This is a genomic window from Pseudoxanthomonas sp. OG2, assembly GCF_014192765.1.
Classification (GTDB): domain Bacteria; phylum Pseudomonadota; class Gammaproteobacteria; order Xanthomonadales; family Xanthomonadaceae; genus Pseudoxanthomonas_A; species Pseudoxanthomonas_A beigongshangi.
In genome coordinates this window covers 2445626-2467196 of record NZ_JACHYM010000001.1, presented here as the reverse complement: position 1 = coordinate 2467196, position 21571 = coordinate 2445626, and the positions used below count along the sequence as shown (strand labels likewise).

General features: G+C 68.4%; 20 protein-coding genes. 3 read left to right on the top strand and 17 right to left on the bottom strand.

The window, feature by feature from the left end:
* Positions 1 to 16 precede the first annotated feature (16 nt).
* From ntrC to glnA, 5 genes are all read right to left on the bottom strand, one after another.
* The gene (gene ntrC / locus FHW78_RS11260; RefSeq protein ID WP_183640222.1) at positions 17 to 1456 is read right to left on the bottom strand and encodes a nitrogen regulation protein NR(I); all 1440 of its coding nucleotides are present in this window, start codon (positions 1454 to 1456) and stop codon (positions 17 to 19) included.
* Entirely contained in the window at positions 1446 to 2498 is a 1053-nt protein-coding gene (locus FHW78_RS11255) for an ATP-binding protein (protein ID WP_183640219.1), read from the bottom strand. Before FHW78_RS11255 ends, ntrC begins: the two co-directional genes overlap by 11 nt.
* A 62-nt stretch (positions 2499 to 2560) precedes the next feature.
* Positions 2561 to 4039, bottom strand: coding sequence for an ammonium transporter (locus tag FHW78_RS11250; RefSeq protein ID WP_183640217.1), 1479 nt, complete (start codon positions 4037 to 4039; stop codon positions 2561 to 2563).
* Positions 4040 to 4054: 15 nt separating this feature from the next.
* Positions 4055 to 4393, bottom strand: a complete 339-nt coding sequence (locus FHW78_RS11245; protein WP_055941078.1) for a P-II family nitrogen regulator — start codon at positions 4391 to 4393, stop codon at positions 4055 to 4057.
* A 336-nt stretch (positions 4394 to 4729) separates the two neighbouring features.
* Positions 4730 to 6139 (bottom strand): type I glutamate--ammonia ligase, encoded by a 1410-nt coding sequence (glnA, locus tag FHW78_RS11240; RefSeq protein WP_141454571.1) that lies wholly within the window; start codon positions 6137 to 6139, stop codon positions 4730 to 4732.
* Between the two features lie 212 nt (positions 6140 to 6351).
* On the opposite strand from glnA, the gene FHW78_RS11235 reads away from it, so the two are divergent.
* Both FHW78_RS11235 and FHW78_RS11230 read left to right on the top strand, forming a co-directional pair.
* Positions 6352 to 7146, top strand: a complete 795-nt coding sequence (locus tag FHW78_RS11235; RefSeq protein ID WP_183640214.1) for an undecaprenyl-diphosphate phosphatase — start codon at positions 6352 to 6354, stop codon at positions 7144 to 7146.
* A gap of 140 nt (positions 7147 to 7286) precedes the next feature.
* A complete protein-coding gene (locus FHW78_RS11230; protein WP_183640211.1) occupies positions 7287 to 8114 on the top strand; it encodes an META and DUF4377 domain-containing protein in 828 nt (275 codons plus the stop codon).
* Between the two features lie 63 nt (positions 8115 to 8177).
* On the opposite strand, the gene FHW78_RS11225 is transcribed toward FHW78_RS11230, so the two are convergent.
* The 11 genes from FHW78_RS11225 to FHW78_RS11175 all read right to left on the bottom strand — a co-directional run bounded on the left by FHW78_RS11225 (position 8178) and on the right by FHW78_RS11175 (position 18710).
* On the bottom strand, positions 8178 to 8702 hold the full coding sequence (locus FHW78_RS11225; RefSeq protein ID WP_183640209.1) for an RDD family protein: 525 nt from the start codon (positions 8700 to 8702) through the stop codon (positions 8178 to 8180).
* A 12-nt stretch (positions 8703 to 8714) separates the two neighbouring features.
* The gene (locus FHW78_RS11220; protein WP_183640206.1) at positions 8715 to 9326 is read right to left on the bottom strand and encodes a YbhB/YbcL family Raf kinase inhibitor-like protein; all 612 of its coding nucleotides are present in this window, start codon (positions 9324 to 9326) and stop codon (positions 8715 to 8717) included.
* Between the two features lie 55 nt (positions 9327 to 9381).
* Positions 9382 to 10374, bottom strand: a complete 993-nt coding sequence (locus FHW78_RS11215) for an alpha/beta fold hydrolase (RefSeq protein WP_183641361.1) — start codon at positions 10372 to 10374, stop codon at positions 9382 to 9384.
* 96 nt (positions 10375 to 10470) lie between these two features.
* Positions 10471 to 11361: a hypothetical protein gene (locus tag FHW78_RS11210; protein WP_183640203.1), complete on the bottom strand. Its 891-nt coding sequence runs from the start codon at positions 11359 to 11361 to the stop codon at positions 10471 to 10473.
* The gene (locus FHW78_RS11205) at positions 11358 to 13577 is read right to left on the bottom strand and encodes a M1 family metallopeptidase (protein ID WP_255443197.1); all 2220 of its coding nucleotides are present in this window, start codon (positions 13575 to 13577) and stop codon (positions 11358 to 11360) included. Before FHW78_RS11205 ends, FHW78_RS11210 begins: the two co-directional genes overlap by 4 nt.
* A gap of 57 nt (positions 13578 to 13634) precedes the next feature.
* Complete coding sequence (locus FHW78_RS11200) at positions 13635 to 14426, bottom strand: lysophospholipid acyltransferase family protein (RefSeq protein ID WP_183640201.1); 792 nt, start codon at positions 14424 to 14426, stop codon at positions 13635 to 13637.
* A gap of 73 nt (positions 14427 to 14499) precedes the next feature.
* Positions 14500 to 14934 (bottom strand): hotdog fold thioesterase, encoded by a 435-nt coding sequence (locus FHW78_RS11195; RefSeq protein ID WP_183640198.1) that lies wholly within the window; start codon positions 14932 to 14934, stop codon positions 14500 to 14502.
* 100 nt (positions 14935 to 15034) lie between these two features.
* A complete protein-coding gene (locus FHW78_RS11190; RefSeq protein WP_235996647.1) occupies positions 15035 to 16999 on the bottom strand; it encodes a phospholipase D family protein in 1965 nt (654 codons plus the stop codon).
* Between the two features lie 2 nt (positions 17000 to 17001).
* A complete protein-coding gene (locus FHW78_RS11185) occupies positions 17002 to 17583 on the bottom strand; it encodes a YceI family protein (RefSeq protein ID WP_183640196.1) in 582 nt (193 codons plus the stop codon).
* Positions 17580 to 18056: a histidine phosphatase family protein gene (locus tag FHW78_RS11180; RefSeq protein ID WP_141454659.1), complete on the bottom strand. Its 477-nt coding sequence runs from the start codon at positions 18054 to 18056 to the stop codon at positions 17580 to 17582. Before FHW78_RS11180 ends, FHW78_RS11185 begins: the two co-directional genes overlap by 4 nt.
* A gap of 21 nt (positions 18057 to 18077) precedes the next feature.
* Positions 18078 to 18710: a ParA family protein gene (locus FHW78_RS11175; RefSeq protein ID WP_183640194.1), complete on the bottom strand. Its 633-nt coding sequence runs from the start codon at positions 18708 to 18710 to the stop codon at positions 18078 to 18080.
* A 126-nt stretch (positions 18711 to 18836) separates the two neighbouring features.
* Between FHW78_RS11175 and FHW78_RS11170 the strand changes: the two genes are divergently transcribed.
* The gene (locus FHW78_RS11170) at positions 18837 to 20315 is read left to right on the top strand and encodes an AAA family ATPase (protein WP_183640191.1); all 1479 of its coding nucleotides are present in this window, start codon (positions 18837 to 18839) and stop codon (positions 20313 to 20315) included.
* Between the two features lie 54 nt (positions 20316 to 20369).
* Here the strand turns inward: FHW78_RS11170 and FHW78_RS11165 are convergent, their stop codons facing one another.
* Positions 20370 to 21560, bottom strand: coding sequence for an MFS transporter (locus FHW78_RS11165; protein WP_183640189.1), 1191 nt, complete (start codon positions 21558 to 21560; stop codon positions 20370 to 20372).
* Between the last annotated feature and the right edge of the window lie 11 nt (positions 21561 to 21571).

Sequence of the window (21571 nt, the reverse complement as noted above, 5' to 3'; positions counted from 1 at the left end):
TTCAGGTGCAATGAATTCAGCGCCGCTTGCGTCCCGGGCCCAGCTTGCGCGTCACCGTGTTGCGCCCCACGCCCAGCCGCGACGCGGCCTCGGCGCGTCGGCCCTGGGTGAATTCAAGGGCCACTTCCAGCAGGGTCCGATCGAAGCGTTCGCGCGCCTCGGCGTGCAGGCCATCGGCGCCTTCGACCAGGCGCGCGCGGGCCCAGCCGGCCAAGGCTTCGTCCCACTCGCCCGCGGAGGTGGCCGGCGGATTGCGGATTCCACCACGCGGCAACACCGCTTCCAGATCGGCGCCGCTGATGACATCGCCCGGCGCGAGCGCCGCCAATCGCCAGCACACGTTTTCCAGTTCGCGGACGTTGCCGGGCCAGGCATACGACTGCAACTGCACCTGCGCCGCGTGCGAGAAGCGCTTGGGCGCGATGTCCAGCTTGCGGGTGGCGGCGGCCAGGAAGTTGTCGGCCAGCTGCGGCACGTCGGCCAGGCGTTCGCGCAATGGTGGCAACTGCAGGCGCACCACGTCGAGGCGGTGCAGCAGGTCGGCACGGAAACGGCCTTCGGCGACCAGCGTTTCCAGATGCTGATGGGTCGCGGCGATCACCCGCACATCGACCCGGATGAGCTCACGCCCGCCCACGCGGAAGAATTCACCCTCGGCGAGCACGCGCAGCAAGCGGGTCTGCAGGGGCAGCGGCATGTCGCCGATTTCGTCCAGGAACAAGGTGCCGCCGTCGGCCTGCTCGAAGCGGCCGATGTGGCGTTTCTGCGCGCCGGTGAAGGCGCCGGCCTCGTGGCCGAACAATTCGCTCTCCAGCAGTTCGGCGGGAATCGCGGCGGTGTTGAGCGCGACGAACGGCTTGCGCGCACGCGGCGATTCCTGGTGCAGCGCGCGCGCGACCAGTTCCTTGCCGGTACCGGTTTCGCCATTGATCAGCACCGACAGCGGCGCCTGCGCCAGCCGCCCGATCGCGCGGAACAGCGCGCGCATCGCCGGGGTGTCGCCAATCAGGCGGGGCGGGCCCGGCACGGAACCGGCCGGTTCCATGGCCGCGGAGACATCCTGCTCGGCATCCGGCAGCGCGCGCGCAGCCAGGGCGACGGCATCGTCGAGATCGAAGGGCTTGGACAGGAACTCGTGCGCGCCGCCGCGGAACGCGCCGGCAGTGCTGGCGACGTCGGTGTAGGCCGACATCACGATTACCGGCAATTGCGGATGCGTGGCCTTGAGCTTGTCCAGCAGCACCAGCCCATCGTCGCCGGGCATGCGCACATCGGTGAACAGCAGGTCCGGTGCGCCACGCGCACCCAATGCCTGCAACGCCGCGGCGGCGCTGTCGAAACCATCCACGTCGTAGCCCGCGTCGCGTAGCGCGGTGGCAAGGACGAAGCGCACCGAGCGGTCGTCGTCGACCACCCAGATGCGTTGCAGATGGGGCGTGGCGCTGTCAGTGGACATGGCGTTCCTCTTCCTCGTCGCTCCCCGGCGGCAACAGCAGGGTGAAAACGGTATGGCCGGGACGCGAACGGTAGGTCAGGGTGCCGCGATGTTCGCGCGCCACCTGCTGGGCCAGCGCCAGGCCCAGCCCGCTGCCTTCGGCGCGCCCGCTGACCAGCGGCAGGAACAGGTGTTCGGCCAGTTCCTCGGGCACGCCACGGCCGTCATCGATGATTTCCACGCGCAGCGCCATCGTGTGCAGGTGATCGTGGATGCGCAGGCCATGTTCCACCCGCGTGCGCAGCACGACGCTGGCGGCGCCGGCCTGGATCGCGTTGCGCACCAGGTTCCAGACTGCCTGGGTCAGCCGGTCCGCATCGCCGGGCAGTTCCGGCAGGCTGGGGTCGTAGTCGCGTTGCAGGCGCACCGACCAGCCGCCCTCGGTTTCGGCCAGACGCAACACGCGCTCCAGCACCGCATGGATGTTCAGCGGCGCATGCGGCCGCTGCGGCGCCGGCGACAGCAACTGATCCAGCAGGGTGTTGAGGCGACCGATTTCCGATTCGATCAGGTCGATCAGTTCGCGCTCGTCCTCATTGTCGGTGCGCTGCCCGGCCCGCCGCGCCAGCAGTTGCGCGGCGCCCTTCAGGCCGGCGAGCGGGTTGCGCAGTTCATGTGCCAGCCCCTTGAGCGCGGCGCCCAGGGCGCTCGGCAGCACCTGGGTCGGATCCGGGGCCGGGAATTCGTCCACCGGGTGCGCCTCCAGCAGCCAGCCGCCGCCGTCCAGCCGCGACAGCCAGCCCTCGGCGAAGCGCGGCGCCTCGCCGCCCGGCATGCCCAGCGCCATGCGGTGCAGGCGCAGCACGTCATGATCGGTGTTTTCCAGGAAACGCGCCATCGCGTCACCCTCCATTTCCAGTGCCGCCAGTGGCTGTCCCTGCAGGCGCCGGGCGCTGACGCCCAGCCAGCGGGCGAACGCCGCGTTGACCCCGGCGATGTGGCCGCCGGCATCGGCCCAGGCCACCGGCGTGCTGAGCGCATCGGGAGCGGGTGCGGGAAACATGGGGAAAGTCACCGGGGCCGGCATTGCACCAGTTTAGTGCAAAGCCGGCCCGGTGGCGGGAATCAGGCCTCGTAGGCCGATTCGCCGTGGGACGTGATATCCAGGCCCTCGCGCTCGGCTTCCTCGGCCACCCGCAGGCCGAACACCAGCTTGGCGATCAGGAACGAGACCACCGACACCACGCCAATCCAGACGATGGTGATGCCGACGCCCAACGCCTGGATGCCGACCTGGCTGGCGATGTCGTAACCCTCGCCCTTCACCCCGCCCAGCGAGGCGGCGCTGAACACGCCGGTGAGGATCGCGCCGACGATGCCGCCCAGGCCATGCACGCCAAACACGTCCAGGCTGTCGTCCGCGCCCAGCAGGCGCTTGAGGCCATTCACGCCCCACACGCAGATCACGCCGGCGGCCAGGCCGATGACGATCGCGCCGAACGGTCCGACCGTGCCGCACGCCGGGGTAATACCGACCAGGCCGGCGACCGCGCCGGACGCCACGCCCAGCGCCGAGGACTTGCCCTTGGTGAACTTCTCGGTCGCCGCCCAGCCCAGAATCGCCGCGGCGGTGGCTAGCAGGGTGTTGAGGAAGGCCAGCGCCGCGCCGGCATTGGCTTCCAGGTTGGAACCGGCGTTGAAGCCGAACCAGCCCACCCACAGCAGCGAGGCGCCGACGAACGTGAAGGTCACGTTGTGTGGCTTCAGCGCCTCACGCCCGAAGCCCACGCGACGGCCGACGAAGTAGGCACCGACCAGGCCGGCGATGCCCGCATTGATGTGCACCACGGTGCCGCCGGCGAAATCCAGCGCGCCCTTCTCGAACAGGAATCCGCCCGCGGCCCACACCATGTGCGCCAGCGGCAGGTAGCCGAAGGTGAACCACAGCACCGAGAACAGCACGACCGCGGCGAACTTGGCCCGTTCGGCAAACGCACCGACGATCAGCGCGCCGGTGATGCCGGCGAAGGTCGCCTGGAATGCGACGAACACGTACTCCGGCAGGCTCACGCCGGCACTGAAGGTCGCCGCCAGCGATTCCAGCGTCACGCCTTTCAGCAACGCCTTGTCGAGATTGCCGATCCACGGTCCCTCGCCCGAGAACGCCAGGCTGTAACCGTAGAACACCCACAGGATTACCAGCAGCGAGAACACGGTGGCTACCTGGATCAGCACCGACAGCACGTTCTTCGAACGCACCATGCCGCCGTAGAACAGCGCCAGGCCCGGCACCACCATCAGCAGCACCAGCAGGGTGGAGGTGAGCATCCAGGCGACGTCGCCCTTTTCCACCACCGGTGCGGCTTCGGCGGCCGGAGCGGCTTCGGCGGACGCGGTGGCTGCGGGCGTGGTTTCGGCGACCGGCGCCACAACTTCGGTGGCGGCCGGTGCCGCGGTTTCCTGCGCCGATGCGGATGCCGGCGCGGGCGCCGGATCCTGGGCCGAAACGCCGGCCGCGAACCCCATCGTCATCACGCCGCATACGGCGGCCAGGCACAACGCTTGCGCACGGGCTTTCCACCCGTCGAACAGTCGAGTCTTCATGTGGGGCTCCGAGTGTTAGAGCGCGTCCGCGCCGACTTCGCCGGTGCGGATGCGGATGACCTGGTCGATGGTGGTCACGAAGATCTTGCCGTCGCCGATCTTGCCGGTGCCGGCGGCCTGCTGGATGGCCTCGATGACCGCTTCCAGGCGTTCGTCGGTGACGACGGTTTCGATCTTGATCTTGGGCAGGAAATCGACGACGTACTCGGCGCCGCGATACAGCTCGGTGTGGCCCTTCTGCCGGCCGAAGCCTTTCACTTCGGTGACGGTGATGCCGGACACGCCCGCCTGCGACAAGGACTCTCGGACCTCGTCGAGTTTGAACGGCCGGATGATGGCGGTGATCAGTTTCATGCGCATACCCCGATGGTGGATGGAACCGGCCGGCCGCAGCCGGCCGGTGGTTTCAGGACACCCGTGCGCGCAGCCCCCTGGCGGCGGACACGTTCTCGGTGCGGAACAACCCATGAGCCGCACAAACCGTCGCCGCGATGCATCGCGGTGACGGTAGGTGACGTGGGAGGGAGTGGCGGCTCATGGTTCTCTCCTGTGTTGCTCTGTGTTGCGTTCCCCTGTGTTGCCGGTGTTGCGATCTCCTTGAAGCGGTGCGGCTCCCCGGCTCCCCAGCCGGGTCGAGGTGCGGCGATGGCGACGGGTGGGAGGGGATTCCGTCGCCATCGCCGCGGTTGCTCAGTTGCCGTAGTACAGCTGGTATTCCAGCGGGTGCGTGGCCGCGCGGAACTTGGTCACTTCCTGCATCTTCAGCGCGATGTAGCCATCGATGAAGTCGTCGCTGAACACGCCGCCGGCCTTGAGGAAGTCGCGGTCCTTGTCCAGCGCTTCCAGCGCCTGGTCGAGGCTGGAGCAGACCTGCGGGATGTTCTTCTCTTCTTCCGGCGGCAGGTCGTACAGGTCCTTGTCGCTGGGCGCGCCCGGATCGATCTGGTTCCTGATGCCGTCCAGGCCGGCCATCATCAGCGCGGCGAAGGTCAGGTAGCCGGTCTGCAGCGGATCCGGGAAACGGATCTCGATGCGGCGCGCCTTCGGGTTGGACACCCACGGAATGCGGCAGGAAGCCGAACGGTTGCGGGCCGAATAAGCCAGCATCACCGGCGCCTCGAAGCCCGGCACCAGGCGCTTGTAGCTGTTGGTGCCCGAGTTGGTGAAGGCGTTGATCGCGCGGGCGTGCTTGAAGATGCCGCCGATGTACCACAGCGCCATCTGCGACAGGCCGCCGTAGCCGTCGCCGGAGAACAGGTTGGTGCCGCCCTTGGCCAGCGACTGGTGCACGTGCATGCCGCTGCCGTTGTCGCCGACGATCGGCTTGGGCATGAAGGTGGCGGTCTTGCCGTTGCGGAAGGCCACGTTCTTGATGATGTACTTCATCGTCAGCAGCTCGTCGGCCTTCTTGACCAGCGAGTTGAACTTGGTGCCGATTTCGCATTGGCCGGCGGTGGCGACTTCGTGGTGGTGCACTTCGACTTCGATGCCGACCTGCTCCAGGGTCTTGCACATTTCGGCGCGGATGTCGTGCAGGGTGTCGGCCGGGGCGACCGGGAAGTAGCCACCCTTCACGCCCGGACGATAGCCACTGTTGCCGCCCTCGTACTTGGTGCCGCTGTTCCAGGCCGCTTCCTCGGAATCGATCTTGAAGAAGGTGTGGCCCATTTCATTGGCGTAGCGCACGGAGTCGAAGATGAAGAATTCCGGTTCCGGGCCGAAGAACGCCTGGTCGGCGATGCCGCTGGACTTCAGGTAGGCCTCGGCGCGCTTGGCGACGCCGCGCGGGCAGCGCGAATAACCCTGCATGGTGGCCGGATCCAGCACGTCGCAGGTCAGCACGATGGTCGGATCGGCGGTGAACGGGTCCAGGAAGGCGGTGCTGGCGTCGGGCAGCAGCACCATGTCGGATTCGTTGATGCCCTTCCAGCCGGCGATCGAGCTGCCGTCGAACATCTTGCCGTCCTCGAACAGCGAGGGCTCCACGATGTTGACCGGGAAGGTGACGTGATGCTGCACGCCGCGGACGTCCGCGAAACGCAGGTCGACGAACTCGACCTTGTTGTCCTTGATCAGCTTTTCAACATTGTCCGCAGACATCTTGGAACCTCGGGTTGGTAGGAACGTGCCTTCTCTTCAGCAAACAGTGTGCCAACCCAGGGAATCCGATAAGCGATTGTTTTTAAAGGACTGAAATTCACCTCGCATTGGCGGAATGCACCTTTGTGGTGCCAACTTAGCAAGCAACGCACCAATATGTGACATCGGGAATCCTCTATCCTTGTCGCTTCCCGCCCACCTGTCCGCGTCCCATGACCGACCTGCTCGCCGCGCTCCTGCTCGGCATCATCGAAGGCATCACCGAATTCCTGCCCATCTCCAGCACCGGTCACCTGCTCATCGCCGAGCGCTGGCTCGGCCATCGCTCCGACTTCTTCAACATCGTCATCCAGGCCGGCGCCATCCTCGCCATCACCCTGGTGTTCCGCGATCGCCTGTGGGAACTGGCCCGCGGCTGGCGCGAACCGGCCAACCGCGACTACATCGCCAAGATCATCACCGCCTTCCTGGTCACCGCCCTGGTCGGCCTGCCGGTGCGGCTGGCCGGCTGGGAACTGCCCGAAACCCTGACCCCGATCGCCTGGGCGCTGATCATCGGCGGCGTGTGGATGCTGGTGGCCGAGCATTTCGCCGGCAAGCGCGGCGACCAGCCCAACATCACATGGAAGGTGGCGGTGCTGGTGGGCCTGGCGCAAGTCGTGGCGGGCGTGTTTCCCGGCACCTCTCGTTCGGCCGCGGCCATTTTCATGGCGATGCTGGCCGGCACCAGCCGGCGTTCGTCGGCCACCGAGTTCGTGTTCCTGGTGGGCATCCCCACCATGTTTGCGGCCAGCAGCTACGCGTTCCTGGAACTGGTCAAGGACGGCGCCATCGGCAGCGAGAACTGGGGCGAGGTCGGCCTGGCCTTCGCCGCCGCCACGATGACCGGTTTCATCGTCGTCAAATGGTTGCTGGGCTATATCAAGTCCCACCGCTACACCGGCTTCGCTTTCTACCGCATCGTTTTCGGCGCGCTCCTGCTGCTGTTGATGCCCGCCGGAAGCTGAGCCATACCAGCGCCCTGCGGTGACCCGGGGATCGGCGCTTCCCCGAACGGTTCCTGAGCGGTACCGCCCGGCGTCGCGCCGGTTTCACCCCGTTCCAGGCGTCCACGCGTTTGCACTGGTCACCCTTCAAGGAGAACCCCATGAAACGACTCATCCTGCTTGCCCTGCCGATCGCCCTGGCCGCCTGCGCCAAGCCGACCCCGGATGCGGCGCCTCCGGCCGGCACCGAACCGCCCGCCGCGACCACTCCGGCCGCCGCCACGCCGGCCGCACCCACCGGTGCCGCCGCGCTCGGTGCGTACCACTGGCGCCTGCAGGACGCCAAGGACGCGCAGGGCAAGCGCATCGATGCGCTGTTCGCCCGCGCCGATCATCCGCTCACCCTCGACTTCGCCGAAGGACGCCTGGGCGTCAGCAACGCCTGCAACCGGATGGGCGGCGGCTACACCCTGGAAGGCGACAAGCTGACGGTGTCTCCGATGGTAGCGACCCAGATGGCCTGCGCCGACAGCAAGCTGATGGCGCTGGAAGGTGAAGCCGGCAAGCGCCTGGAAGGCAGTTCCACCGTCGTGGTGCAGGGCGGCGACGAAGCCCGCCTGACCCTCACCTCCGCCGGTGGCGACGTGTTGACCTTCGCCGGCGAAGCCACCGCCGAAACCCGTTACGGCGGCCCCGGCGAGCAGGCCTTCCTGGAAGTCGCGGCCGAAACCAAGCCGTGCAGCCACCCGCTGATCCCGAACAAGCAGTGCCTGCAGGTGCGCGAGATCCGCTACGACGACAAGGGCGTGAAATCGTCCGAAGGCGAATGGCAGAACTTCTACGAGGACATCGAGGGCTATACCCACGAAGCCGGCATCCGCAACGTGGTGCGGGTGAAGCGCTTCAAGCGCAACCCGGTGCCGGCCGACGCGTCCGACACCGCCTACGTGCTGGACATGGTGGTCGAGTCGGAGAACGTGAAGAAGTAAGCCGCGCGGCAAAGCGTGGAAAACAAAAGGCCGGATCCGTCGGGATCCGGCCTTTTTGTTGCCTCATTCGGCGACGGCCACCGGCGGCAATGGTGGCCGCGATCGGCGCATCACCACCCGCGTGCGCGGGAGCGAGTCGTGCCAGCCACGCGGATTGGCGTCGTCGCTGACCAGCAGCGAGAAGATCTCGAAGGGAATCAGCCGGCACAGGCTGCGCAGCAACGCGCGCGGGAACGCCACGCGCTGGCCATGTTCGTCGACCACCCGGGTGCCGGTGATCAGCTTGCCGACGGTGACGCCGAACAGGCCTTCCATCAGCGTGTAGTAGATCAGGACCAGTACACAACCAAACACATAATCCGCCCACCAGGGTGCGGTCATCAACCACGCCATCCACGTGTCATCCACGAAAGTGGCATTGAGGATGCCCACGAGCATGGCCAGGCCCCAGATCATCACCTTGTCGATGAGCCAGTTGAAAAACCGCCGTACCTTCGCCGCCGGTTCACCGAGGGCCTCCGGGGAAATCACAACTTCGGTGGCAGCGATGGGCGCGCGATAGGGATCCTGCGTGTCGTGACCTTCCATGGCCCGCCTCCTTCAGCGCAGTCGCGGGTTGAGTGTGTAGGTTCCTTGCACCGCGGCCTCGGCCAGCGCATGCCCCTGCACCGCGCGCTGCACATCCGCGGCGGTGAAGCGATCCGGCAGGTCCAGCGAAGCCACGTCCAGCGCGTAAAGGCGGAAGAAATAGCGGTGCACGCGCGCATCGTTGAACGGCGGATACGGACCGTCGTAGCCCAGGTAGTCGCCACCCATCTGCGCGTCACCGGCGAACCAGCCGGTATAGTCGTTCAAGCCCTGGCGTGCTCCGGCAGGCCCTTGTGGCGACACCTTTCCATGCGCGGTGACGCCGTCACTGCAACTGCCGGCGGCGATTTCGCGCACATCCGCCGGGATGTCGATCATTGTCCAGTGGACGAAATCGGCGCGCGGCTGGTCGTGCGGAATCTCCATGTCCTCGCGGCCCACCGTCTCGGCGACCGTCGGCGCGTCGGGATCGATGCACAGCAGCGCGAACGAGCGCGCGCCGGCCGGCACGTCGTCCCAGGCCAGGTGCGGATTGCGGTTGCCGGCGAATCCATCCGGCTGGCCCATGGCGAATTCGGCGGGAATGGCTTGCCCGGGTTCGAAACTCCGGCTCCAGATGCGCATGCGCGGGACTCCTTGGATGACGTTGGATTCAGCCGCCATGGTAACCGCGCGGCACTCAGGCGTCGGCCAGCGCGGCTTCCAGCCGATCGGCGACCCAGCGCTCGGCGAACCCGTCGCAGGCGGCGTTTTCGATGAACCCGCAATGCCCGCCCCAGGGCGCGATTTCCAGATGCGCGGTGGCCGGCAGGTGCCAGTGCTCGAAGTCCTCGAACGGGATGACCGGATCGTCCTGCGCCATCAGGATGTCCGACGGCACCTGCAGTCCGGCCAGGCGTTCGCCGGCGATCGAGTAGCCATCGAAATAGGCTTCCAGGGTGCCGAAACCGGTGTGGCGCTCGGCCACCCAGCGCATCAGCCCGCGCATGTCCTGCGCCAGCACGGCGTCATCGTAGGCGTGGCGTTCCGGAAACAACTGGCGCTTGCGCAGCAGCGAGCTGCGCCACTTGCGACGGAAGTACCAGTCGTAGATCTGCAGCCCGTTCTCGATGTAGTCCATGGTCCGGTGCGGATCCAGCAACGGGCAGACCGCGGCCACCCGTCGCAGCGGCAGGCCGGCCTGCTGCGCGCGCAGGGCCACCCGCAGGGCGAAGTTTCCGCCCAGCGAATAGCCCGCCAGCACCATCGGCCGGGGCGGGAAGCGGGCCGCGACATCGCCGACCGCATGGACGACCTCGTCGATGCGGTTGGAATGGAACAGTTCCTCGTTGAGGTGATGGGTATCGCCGTGATCGCGGAAGTTCAGCCGGAACACGTCGAAACCGCGCAGCAGCAGTTCGGCCGCGGTCATCCGCATGTAGCTGGAGTCGGCGCTGCCTTCCCAGCCATGCAGGAGCACCGCCAGCGCGCGCGGCGCGCGTCCCGGCACCTGGCTGTGGAAACCCTGCAGGCGCACCCCGTCGCCGCCATCGACGATGACCTCGGCGTTCGTCGCGCCGACGCGCTGCAGCGCGTGCACGCCACGCCTGCGGCGGATCAGGCTGGAACCCAGCACCGATTGCAGGTGCGGATTGCGCAGCCAGCGGGGAGGTCGGTAGTCAGCAGCGGTCAACATCGACGGCAAGCCATGCCCGTGGGAGGGGATGGCGGCATTGTCGCTCCAAAACCGCCGCCGCGCGGCCCCCGCGCGGCGGCATGCAGCGTTCCGTCAGGCGGCCCGGCGCGCCGCATCGTCCTCGACCAAGGCGGCCAGCGCGCGCAGGCGCGCCAGCCGGACCCAGGCCAGCGCCGCGACCACCAGTTGCGCGCAGAACACCGCCAGCACGAACGCGCCCCAGCCAATGCCGGCCACGCGGCTGCGCAGCCACGCCAGCGCCAGCGCCACCGCCAAGCCGATCACGCAGACCAGCAGGTACAGGCCCAGTACGGCGAAGGGGCGGCGCAGGAACAGCTTGAAGCTGCGCCACCATGCCCGGAGCACCGAGCGGGTGTCGTCCAGCACCGCGATGCGCGCCCGGGTCAGTTCGATACCGGCGTGTGCGAGGATGAACACCAGCACCGCGCCGACCAGCGCCAACCGGTCGCCATTGCGGGCGCTGGAAGCCAGCACCGCTTCCTCGGCATGGGTGGCGGCGATGTCCATCCACCACGACCCCAGGCCGATCGCGATGCCCAGCGGCAGCAGCGACCAGATCATCAGGCGCAACTGGCGTCCGTACTCGCGCATGCCTTCGCCGGCGAGCACGCCCAACCGTCCCGCGCGACCGTAGCGGATGCCGGCGAGCATCACCCCGGTCAGCCAGGGCGACAGCAGCAGGCTCAACACCAGGCTGACCAGCACGCCGAAGCCCACGCTGGTGTCCTTGTCGAAGACCCGGGTGAGATCCGCCAGTGCCAGCGCGTCCAGACCGAACGCGTGACGGGCGGCGTCGATGGTGTGGCCGAGCGCGCCGTCCAGCGCGCGCCAGACCGGGAACGCCGCGATCAACGCGACCACGCCGAGCGCGATCATCCACAGCACCAGCACGCGCCACTGCAGGGCGCCGCCGAACGCGCCGAACAACTGGCGCCAGAAACCGAAACGGGAATGGGTGCTCATAGGCTCACCAGGAAGGTCTGCAGGGCTTGGAACAACGCCGCGAAATCGGCGCTCCAACGGCGGGCGGCGCTGCCATCGCTTTCCAGCGTGCGGCTGTCGTCCAGCTTGTTGGCGTCGAGGTAATGCAGCTTCTGCGGATCCAGTTGCACCGACACCGCCTTGCTCGGCCCCTCCCACACGAACCGCTTCCAGGCCGCGTCGTCATCCCATTGCACCGTCTTGCGACTGCCGTCGGCGAAGGTGACCACCAGTGTCTGCGGCACCGCCGCGCCGTCGCGGCGCACCAGCACCGTGGTCCGCCACGGGAACGGCCCGCTGCCGGGCCTGGCCTTGGGATTGGCCTTGTCCCACGCCTCGCGCTGCCGGCTGATCCGCTTGTCGCGTTCGGCCTCGCTCACGTCCACGCGCTTGCCCTTTTCCATCTGGAACCCGGCCAGCGGCAACACCTCGGTGCTGGTGAAACGCTCGATGCGATCATCGACCTTGCGGGTGGCATACACCTGCTGGGCGAACACCCGCTCGACGACGTCGCGGCGGCCGGTCGAGACCGCCAGCGATTCGCGCAGATCCGCGATGCTGGGATGCCTGAACTTCCAGGTGGCGTAATAATCCTTGAACGCCTTTTCGATGGCCGGCGTGCCCAGTTGCGCTTCCAGGTCCCGCATCACCGTGGCCGTGCGCGAATACACCGCGCCATAGCTGCTGCTCGACAGCCGGCCCCAGGAATTGGCGCCGGTGCCGTCGGCCGGATCATCCAGCCGCGCGCCCAGCCGCTCCAGCTCGAACTCGCCCAGGTGCGGCCGCACGCCCAGCCGGCGCAGCCACTCGGGCGCGACGATGTAGCGGTTGCCGGCCTCGCGCAGCATGCGCTGGTCCCAGTATTCGTTGAGGCCTTCGTCCAGCATCGGCTCCTCGAATTCGTTGGAAGCGAGGATGCCGTAGAAATAGCCGTGGCCGAACTCGTGGATGGTGACGAAATCCAGCGCCAGCGCGTTCAGGCCCAGCGCCGGCACCTGTTCGAACGAATCGGCGGTGAAGAAGGTCGGGTACTCCATGCCACCGGCTTCAGTCGCGTTGTGGGCCGGAATCACCACCGTCACGGTGCGGTACGGATACGGCCCCAGCGTGCGCGAGAAATAGGTCAGCGAATCCTGCGTCGCCTTCAGCGCGGGCGCGGCGCTGGCCTTGAATTCCGGCGGATACAGCACGCGGATCTTGACCGGAGGGCTGCCCGGACCCGTCCAGTCGCCCAGCAGCGGTTCGGCATAGTTCTTGTCCGCCGTCCAGGCGAAGTCGTGCACATCATGCTGGACGTAGCGATGCCGGGTGCGTCCGTTGGCGGTCGTGGGCGTACCCTGCAGCTCGCCGGTCGCGCCCACGCGATACTCGCTGGGCACGTCCAGGGTCACATCGTAGCTGCCGAAGTCGGCGTAGAACTCGCTGTGCAGGTGGAACTCGTGCACGTTCCAGCGCGGCGCGGTGGCGCCCCGCTCGCCCGGCAGTTCCAGCACGCCGATCTTCGGGAACCACTGCGCGATCAGGTGGAAACTGCCGAAGTAGCCGGTGCGCGCGATCACGCGCGGCAACTGCGCGTCGAAATCGATGTCCAGCGTGGTGCTGACGCCGGGCGCGACGGCCTGCGGCAGATCCAGCCGCACCACCGTCATGTCGGTGGACGGACCGTTGTCCGGCTGCACGAAGGTCTGCGGCACCGGGGCGCCAGCCTGCATGACCCGGGTCATGTCGATCCAGCCCCACTCGCCATCCTTCATCGGCACGTCGGAACGGAAATCGAAACCCAGGTTGCGCTTCTCGCTGAAGAAGGTGCTGCCCTCGTTGCGGAACGCATTGAGGTAGAGGTGCAGGTAAACCGAACGCACCGGTCGATCGCTGCGGTTGCGCCAGGTCAGCTGCTGCTTGCCCTTGAGCGTGTGCTTGTCCGGATCCAGGCTGACCTGGATCCTGTAGTCGACCACGCGATCGGAAAGCGTCGGTTCCTGCCCGGTGCGCGGCCCGCCCCAGGCCTGCGGCGAACTCGGCACGCTGACCGCCGCCGCATCGGCGGCGGCGAATGGAATGTCGTCCTCGGGAGCGCTCGCGGCGGCAAGCGGTGGAGACGCGGGCATTGCCCTGGGTGGTCCGTCCGCCATCGCGAGCGCGGTCATCGCCGCGCCGACAAGCACCAGACCCGTTGCCTTCCACCAACGTGCTGCCATGGTCTCCCCTTCGAGTTGTCGTGGGCGGGCCCCTCACCCGCGCCGAAGCGACCGAGCTTACCGCATCGCCGCGATGATGCGCTCGCGGGCAAGATCGGCGATGCGCCGGCGTCCTTCGACGTCGCTCACCCGAATCGGCTCGAGGAAACAGATCGCCGCTTCGCGCGACGGTTCGCCCAGCAGGCGCAGGAAATTGGCGAAGAAGCTCTCGCGGGGGGCGAACGCCACCACCGTCTGCGCGCTCGCATGCGGGCCGTAGCGCAACGCCACCGGCTGCACCGGCACCTCGGCTTCGACCGCGGCCAGGAAAATGCGCGCATGGAACGGACCGACTTCCTGCCCGTCGCGCGTGCGTCCCTCGGGAAACACGCCCACCGAACGCCCGGCGCGCAGTCGCAGCAGCATTTCGTGCAGCACGCCGCCGAGTGATTCCTGGCTGCCACGCTGATGGAAAATGGTCTCGCCACGCTCGGCCAGCCAACCCACCACCGGCCAGCCGCGGATTTCGCGCTTGGCGACGAAACCCATCATCCGCTGGCTGTGCAGCATCTCGATGTCCACCCAACTGACGTGGTTGGCGACGAACAGGGTCGCGCCCGCCAGCGGCGCGCCTTCGCGGTGCAGGCGGAAACCGAAGATCCACATCAGCCCCGCCGACCAGGCGCGAACGACGCGATGCTCCAGCCGCTCGCCGCCCACGTCCAGGCCGGCCCAGAGCGGCACCATCGACAGCAGGGTCAGCGGCAGGAGGACCAGCAGGTGGATCAGCAGCAGCGGCACGCGGTACAGGTAGCGGAACGCACGCGCCACACCGCCGCGTCCCGCGGCAGGAGTGGGGGTCAGGCTCATCCGCCCACGATACCGGATGCCCGCGTTCAGCGAAACGGAGACGGCGCGCGGCGACGCCGGAACCGGGGCGAGGTCAGGCGCCCGGCCCGCCCACCGGCACCACCGCCAGGGTGATGCGGGAGACGCAGACCAGCTTGCCGGCCTCGTTCTCGATGCGGATTTCCCACACCTGGGTGCTGCGGCCGACATGCAGCGCGCGCGCGGTGCCGGTCACCGTGCCCTCGCGTACGGCGCGCACATGGTTGGCGTTGATCTCCAGACCGACCACCATTTCCCGGCTGGTATCCACGGTGAGGTTGCCGGCCATGCTGCCCAGGGTCTCGGCCAGCGCGACCGAAGCGCCGCCATGCAGGATGCCGAACGGCTGGTGGGTGCGCGCATCCACCGGCATGGTGCCGCGCAGCCAGTCCGCGCCGGCCTCGGTCAGCACGATGCCCAGATGGCCGACCAGGCTGTTGCGGGCGTGGGCGTTGATGGCGTCGAGATCGACGGGCTGGCGAAAGGCCATGGGCGATGTCCTGTTGATTGGGGGAGCGCGAGAAGGCCAGTTTAGGCCAGCGTCGCCGTCGTGGCCTTGCGCGGATGCGGTCGCCGCTGGAAGGGCGCCGCTACAGGATCGGCACCAGGCCGGCGCCGAAGGCGGTCAGGATGCGCGTGTACAGCCACTTCGGACCGATGTTCACTTCCGGGAAATCGCCCACCGAGCGATAGCACTGGTGGAAGCGTGGATCTCCCGGCGGCAACGGTTCCGGGCAATCGGGCCCCGGCACGTATTCGTAGCTGGTGGCATAGCGCCAGGGCCACAGGTCGAACAGCGGCAAGGCTTCCGACACCTTGCCCAGGCTGTAGTCCAGCCCGGAGAACACCGGCGGCTTGACCTTGCGCGCCACCAGCCAGGAATTCTCCGGCTTCATGTCGCGGCGGATGCTGTCGGCAAGCGCCTGTGCGAACGCCTCGTCCTCGATGATCACCACGCTCTCGGTATTGTAGGTCTCCGAGCGCGGATCGAAGTTGTGCGTGCCGATCACGCCGATGCGCCCGTCGATGACCATCGATTTGGCATGCAGGCCCATGCGCACGCCGGCGCGCTTGAGCGGCACCGGCCCGGTCGCCGCGCCGCTGCTGAGGAACGACGGCCGCGCCTCGGTGCGCTGCAGCTTGCGGGTGGTCTCGCCCGCCGATTCGCGCCGCTCCCCGGACGACGACGACGGTCCGATCGAGCCCGACGGTCCGCGCGGACGACTGCGCGAGGAAGGATCGGCGGGCGCCACCGGCGGCCCCTCCGGCATCAGCGTGGCGTAGTCGACCGGCGCGTCCTCGGGAAACGGCTTGTACTCGTGGATCTCGAAGCCGAACTCGCGCAGGTAGCGGCGCTTGTACTTGAACGACATCGAGTAGACGACCGGGTTGTCGGTCGCCGCCAGGCTGTTGGTGGACACGATCACCTTCGGCGGCGGCTGGCGCTTGCGCATGTCGCGGAAGATCTCCTGCGCCTGCTTGGACATCACCAGGTAGGGCGTCTGCAGCAGCACTTCCTGGCTGGCATTGCCGATCAGGGTTTCCAGCTCCGGTGCGGAAGGCGCCGCATCGCTGCCATGCTCGCGGCGATGCTTCTGCGGCAGATCGGCCACGTACTTGACCTCGCCGACCGGCAGCACCGATTCCACCAGCCGCTCCTGGATCACCGCCGGATCGGCGGCGTCCTGCGCCATCGCCGCCACCCGTTCCGGTCGCAGGAAGCGCGCCGGCGGCATCTCCGGCACGCCTCCGCGCAGCAGGGTCCGGCCAACGTCGTTCAGCCGCTCGGCCGGGATGCTCCTGCGCGCATCCCAGAACGCCTGGAAATTGACCGCCATGTCGCGTGCGGCCGGCCCGGCCACCAGCACGTCGCGATCGCGGAAGTTGTACTCCGCGTCCCAGTCGTAATAATCGTCCTGGTAGTTGCGCCCGCCGGTGATGCCGATTTCCCCGTCCACCAGCAGCAGCTTGGTGTGCATGCGCTGGTTGAAGCGGCGGAAGCAGCACAGCACGCTGCCGGCGTAGTCGAAGTAGTTGAGCTTGGCCTTGCCGAAACTGGGGTTGTAGATGCGGATGGCGAAGTTCTGGTGCGCGCCGGCCAGGGCGCCGAGGATCTGCAGATCGGCAATCGCCGAGAGCTGATCGATCAGCAGCCGCACCTTGACCCCGCGCCGGGCCGCGGCCAGCAGTTCGTCGATGACCAGCCGCGCGCTGTCGTCCTTGTCGAAGATGTAGGTCTGCAAGTCGATGTTGCGGCGGGCGCTGCGGATCAGGTTGAGCCGCGCCAGCAGCGAGTCCTCGCCGCGATCCAGGATCAGCGCGTAGTGCCGCGGCGACTGCGGTGTGGACGCCGACAGCGCGCGCGGTCCCAGATCATGCAGCGGCGAAGGCAGCGCGCAGGCATCGGGCTGGCGGCAGTCCACGATCTCCGATCGCGCGGCGGCGGCGATTCCCGCCGCGCGATCGCGCTGGGCATCGCTCAGGCCGGCGCAGGCGGTGCACGCCAGCGACAGCAGAATCGCCGCGCAGCGCGCGGCGTCGCGTAGCAGGGACAGGTTCACTGCGGGGCCCCGTCCCTGACCCGGGCGCGCAGCACGAACACCACGCGGTCATTCACGGCCAGCTTCCAGTCGTCCATGTCGTAGTCGCTGCGACGCACCGCGCCAGTGGCGACCACGTCGCAGTCCACCGCCGGGCGCGCGCAGGTGGCCGGTTCCACCGTCAGGCTGCGCGGGCGGCTGATGCCGCGGATGCTCAGGTCGCCTTCCAGCAGGCCGCCGTCGCGCAGCAGTTGCGGCACATAGGGCTTGGAGATGAAGGTCACCACGGGATAACGGTCGGCCTCGAAGAACTTCTCGCTGCGCGCCCACTGGGTGTAGCGCGGGTAGCCGACAATCTCGACGTTGCGGGTATACATGCGCAGGTGGACCTGCTGGCGACCATCCGCCAGCACCCGCACCTGTCCTTCGTATTGCGGAAACAGTCCGTCCAGCCGCTGTCCCCAGCGCGTGCGCAGTTCGAAACCCAGCCGCGTGTGCGCCGGGTCGAAATTCTTGTCTCCGCCCGCCCAGACCGGCCAGGCGCACAACAGGCCGAGTCCACAGACACCCAGCCAACTCTTTCCGGACAGCAGCGTCATGGCCACCAGAACGAGGACAGGGTGGCGACACCGGGTTCGATGGTGGCGTCGACGGGCAGGCTCAGCACCACCACTGCCGAGGTGGGCATGCCGCGATAGTCGCCGGACTGGCCGCTGTGCATCAGCGCCGCCAGCCGCTCGAAGCCGGGGTTGTGCCCGACCAGCATCAGGCGCTCGACCTCGCGGTGGCCGTCGGCCACTTCGGCCAGCGTGCCGGCGGTCGCCTCGTAGATGGCGTCCTCAAGACGCTGCTCGACGTAGCCGATGGCTTCCAGCACCGCTTCGAGGGTTTCGCGTGCGCGGCGCGCGGGCGAGCACAGCACCCGGTCCGGCACCAGCCCGTGCTCGGCCAGCCAGCGACCGGCGGCCTCCGCCTCGGCCAGGCCTTGCGGGGACAACGGCCGATCGAAGTCGGACTGCCCGGCGATGGCGGGCTCGGCATGCGCGTGGCGCAGCAGGATCAGTTGACGCATCGGGCAGGGACTCCTTCCTGGTCAGGCTTTCTTGATCCACTTCAGCAGCGGATCCCAATCGGACTGATGATCGCGGACCTGTGCCGAACGGTAGTCGAACAGGCTGCGCCCCAGTCCCGCCAGCACCACATAGGCCTGGGTGTCGCGCAGCTGCGCCACCACCGGATAGGGCCAGGTGGACAGCATTTCGACCGCCTGCTGCGAGGCGTTGGTCCAGGGTTTGCTGCGGTTGACCACCAGTCCCACCGGCAGTTTGCGCTTGTGCACGCGCGGCACCTTGGCCAAGGTGTTGAGGAAGCCGACCGTGGCCTCGATGTCCATCGCCGACGGCAGCACCGGCACCACCACCGCGTCGGCCTTGTCCAGGAACGATTCCAGATCCGCCGCCATCGCGCCGGCGGCCGCGTCGATGACCACCCGGTCGGCGTCGTCGGGCACCGCGTCGCGCCATGCGCGCCGCCCGGTGCCGTCCACCGGCAGCACCGCGCTCTCCAGCTCCGCGCGGCGTTCGGCCCAGCGGGTCGAGGACCCCTGCGGGTCGGCGTCCACCAGCACCGTGCGCTTGCCGTCGAGGGCGAAGGTCGCCGCCAGGTTCGTGGCGATGGTGCTCTTGCCTGCGCCGCCCTTGGAGCTGGCGACCAGAATCGTCTTCATGCGCTCACCTCGTTGCCCGGGAAGCCGCAGGGTACACCGGCGGCCGGCGGGCGGGAATCGCCGGGCTTGTCCACGCGGCGTGAATCGCTTTGTTATCTTTCGTCCCCCGAGGGAACGACCGCTTTCATGAACGAACTCCAGGATTTGACCGCGCTGATCCGGGCCAACACCCCGCTGATCGTGATCGAGACCCAGGACGAAGCCCGCGCGGTCGACCTGTTCCGGCAGACCCTCTCCCAGGTCTGGCGGGCCCTGTACCGATGGACGATCACCGAGGGCCTGCGCCGCATCGACATGGACCGCGAGGACGAGCCGGAAGGGCCGCCCGACGCCAGCGCCGCGTTGCAGGCCATGCGCCAGGCCAGCCAGCGTGGCGTCTACCTGCTGCTGGATTTCCATCCCTACCTGGGCTACGCCAGCAGCCAGCGCGCGCTGCGCGACCTGATCCAGCGCCGCCACTGCCTGCCGCACGTGATCGTGCTGATCGGCCACAAGATCGAGCTGCCGCCGGAACTGGAATCGATGGCGGTGCGGTTCAGCCCGCGCCTGCCCGATGCCACCGCCCTGCAGAAGATGCTGGGCGAGGAAGCCGATGGATACGCCCGCGAGAACGGCGGCCGCCGGGTCGAGGTGGACGGCGACGCGGCCCGCCAGGTCCTGCGCAACCTGCAGGGACTGAGCCTGTCCGACGCCCGCCGCATCGCCCGCCAGCTGATTCATGCCGACGGCGCCCTCAACGCCGACGACCTGCCGCAACTGACCCGGCTCAAGTTCGAACTGCTCAACCGCAGCGGCCACCTGCACTACGAATACGACACCGCGCGCTTCGCCGACGTGGCCGGGGCGCGCCGGCTCAAGCGCTGGATCGAGCAGCGCCGGGCCGCCTTCACCGGCAATGTCCCGCCCGGGCTGGATCCGCCGCGCGGCGTGCTGCTGCTGGGCGTGCAGGGCTGCGGCAAGTCGATGCTGGCCAAGGCCACCGCCGCCGGCTTCGGCGTGCCGCTGCTGCGGCTGGATTTCGGCACCCTGTACGACAAGTACCACGGGGAGACCGAGAAGAACCTGCGCGCCGCGCTCGCCTCGGCCGAGCAATTGGCGCCCTGCGTGCTGTGGATCGACGAGGTCGAGAAGGGCCTGGCCAGCGGCGGCGAGGACGGCGGCGTCTCGCGGCGGGTGCTGGGCTACCTGCTGACCTGGATGGCCGAACGCAAGGCGCCGGTGTTCCTGGTCGCCACCGCCAACCAGGTCCAGGATTTGCCGGCAGAACTGCTGCGCAAGGGCCGCTTCGACGAAATCTTCTTCGTCGACCTGCCCGACGCCGATACCCGCGTGGAGATCCTGCGCGTGCACCTGCAGCGCCGCCAGCTGCCGCTGGACGAGTTGCAATTGCCGGCGCTGGCGGCGGCGGCGAACGGCTTCTCCGGCGCCGAACTGGAGCAGGTCATCGTCTCCGCGCTGTACACGGCGCACGGCGACCAGCGCATGCTGGACACCGAACTGCTGATGGACGAGATCCGCAACACCCGCCCGCTGTCGGTGCTGATGGCCGAACAGGTCGGCGCGCTGCGCGAGTGGGCGCGCGAGCGGACCGTGCCGGCCGATTGATGCCTCGGACAGGCGGCATCCGCAAGGCGCCCCACGGCGCCCGGCGCCATCGCCTCACATGCCGCTGTCGCCGCACTCGCAGGCCGCCAGCGCCGGACGCAAGGCGCGCTGTTCCAGCGCCGCGCTGAGCGCGGTCAGGCCCAGCCCCACCGCGGTCACCATCGCCGCGGCCACGCCCAGCCACGGATAGGCGGCGCCGTTCGCCAGCAGGCTGGCGCCAATCCAGGCGCCACCGGCGTTGCCGAGGTTGAATGCGCTCTGGTTGAGCGTGGACGCCAGCAGCGGCGCGTCCTTCGCCTGTTGCACCGAGCGCGCCTGCAGGCCGGGACCACCAATGAAGCCGATGAAGCCGATCAGGAACACGCCGGCGATCGCGAACGGCTTGAGGTGCATGGTCGCGGCGAACAGCAGGAAGAACACGCACAGCGTCGACAGGGCGATCATCAGCGCGCGCATCAATTTCCAGTCGGCCAGGCGCCCGCCCAGCAGCGTACCCAGGGTCGCGCCCAGGCCGAACAGCACCAGCACCGCGCCCACCGAATGGCTGGCGACACCGGCTTCGTCGGTGAGGATCGGCACGATGTAGGTGAACACCGCGAACACGCCGCCGAATCCGAACACCGTCATGCCCAGCGCCAGCAGCACCTGCGGCTCGCGCAGCACCCGCAGTTCGCGACCCAGTCGCGGCGGCGCCAGATCATGCAGCGCGGGGACGTAGCGGGCGATGGCGATCAGGGCCGCCGCGCCCAGCGCCACCACCGCCCAGAAGGTGGCCCGCCAGCCCAGCGCCTGCCCCAGCCAGGTCCCCGCGGGCACGCCGAGGATGTTGGCGACGGTCAGGCCGGTGAACATCAGCGCGATGGCCTGCGCGCGCTTGCCCGGCGGGGCGATGTGGCCGGCCACCACCGCGCCGGCGCCGAAGAAGGAGCCATGCGCGAGCGCGGCGATCACCCGCGCCGCCATCAGGGTCGGATAGTTGGGCGCCAGCGCGCACAGCAGGTTGCCGAGCACGAACACGCCCATCAGCACCAGCAGCACCGCCTTGCGCGGCAGCCGCGCGGTCGCCATCGCCAGCAACGGTCCGCCGAACACCACGCCCAGCGCGTAGCCGGACACCAGCATGCCGGCGGAGGGAATCGAGACATCGAGGTCCCGCGCCATCTGCGGCAACAGGCCCATCACCACGAATTCGGTGGTGCCGATGGCGAAGGCGCTCACGGCGAGCGCAACGAGGGGAAGGCGCATGCGGGCGGAAA

What these genes read in the sequence shown, in the direction of transcription:
- glnA (WP_141454571.1), bottom strand. Translation starts at nt 6,139, where the DNA reads ATGTCTGCGGACAATGTTGAAAAGCTGATCAAGGACAACAAGGTCGAG.
- FHW78_RS11255 (WP_183640219.1), bottom strand. Translation starts at nt 2,498, where the DNA reads ATGTTTCCCGCACCCGCTCCCGATGCGCTCAGCACGCCGGTGGCCTGG.
- FHW78_RS11200 (WP_183640201.1), bottom strand. Translation starts at nt 14,426, where the DNA reads ATGAGCCTGACCCCCACTCCTGCCGCGGGACGCGGCGGTGTGGCGCGT.
- FHW78_RS11205 (WP_255443197.1), bottom strand. Translation starts at nt 13,577, where the DNA reads ATGGCAGCACGTTGGTGGAAGGCAACGGGTCTGGTGCTTGTCGGCGCG.
- FHW78_RS11250 (WP_183640217.1), bottom strand. Translation starts at nt 4,039, where the DNA reads ATGAAGACTCGACTGTTCGACGGGTGGAAAGCCCGTGCGCAAGCGTTG.
- FHW78_RS11170 (WP_183640191.1), top strand. Translation starts at nt 18,837, where the DNA reads ATGAACGAACTCCAGGATTTGACCGCGCTGATCCGGGCCAACACCCCG.
- FHW78_RS11180 (WP_141454659.1), bottom strand. Translation starts at nt 18,056, where the DNA reads ATGCGTCAACTGATCCTGCTGCGCCACGCGCATGCCGAGCCCGCCATC.
- FHW78_RS11245 (WP_055941078.1), bottom strand. Translation starts at nt 4,393, where the DNA reads ATGAAACTGATCACCGCCATCATCCGGCCGTTCAAACTCGACGAGGTC.
- FHW78_RS11230 (WP_183640211.1), top strand. Translation starts at nt 7,287, where the DNA reads ATGAAACGACTCATCCTGCTTGCCCTGCCGATCGCCCTGGCCGCCTGC.
- FHW78_RS11225 (WP_183640209.1), bottom strand. Translation starts at nt 8,702, where the DNA reads ATGGAAGGTCACGACACGCAGGATCCCTATCGCGCGCCCATCGCTGCC.
- FHW78_RS11175 (WP_183640194.1), bottom strand. Translation starts at nt 18,710, where the DNA reads ATGAAGACGATTCTGGTCGCCAGCTCCAAGGGCGGCGCAGGCAAGAGC.
- FHW78_RS11165 (WP_183640189.1), bottom strand. Translation starts at nt 21,560, where the DNA reads ATGCGCCTTCCCCTCGTTGCGCTCGCCGTGAGCGCCTTCGCCATCGGC.
- ntrC (WP_183640222.1), bottom strand. Translation starts at nt 1,456, where the DNA reads ATGTCCACTGACAGCGCCACGCCCCATCTGCAACGCATCTGGGTGGTC.
- FHW78_RS11210 (WP_183640203.1), bottom strand. Translation starts at nt 11,361, where the DNA reads ATGAGCACCCATTCCCGTTTCGGTTTCTGGCGCCAGTTGTTCGGCGCG.
- FHW78_RS11185 (WP_183640196.1), bottom strand. Translation starts at nt 17,583, where the DNA reads ATGACGCTGCTGTCCGGAAAGAGTTGGCTGGGTGTCTGTGGACTCGGC.
- FHW78_RS11220 (WP_183640206.1), bottom strand. Translation starts at nt 9,326, where the DNA reads ATGCGCATCTGGAGCCGGAGTTTCGAACCCGGGCAAGCCATTCCCGCC.
- FHW78_RS11195 (WP_183640198.1), bottom strand. Translation starts at nt 14,934, where the DNA reads ATGGCCTTTCGCCAGCCCGTCGATCTCGACGCCATCAACGCCCACGCC.
- FHW78_RS11235 (WP_183640214.1), top strand. Translation starts at nt 6,352, where the DNA reads ATGACCGACCTGCTCGCCGCGCTCCTGCTCGGCATCATCGAAGGCATC.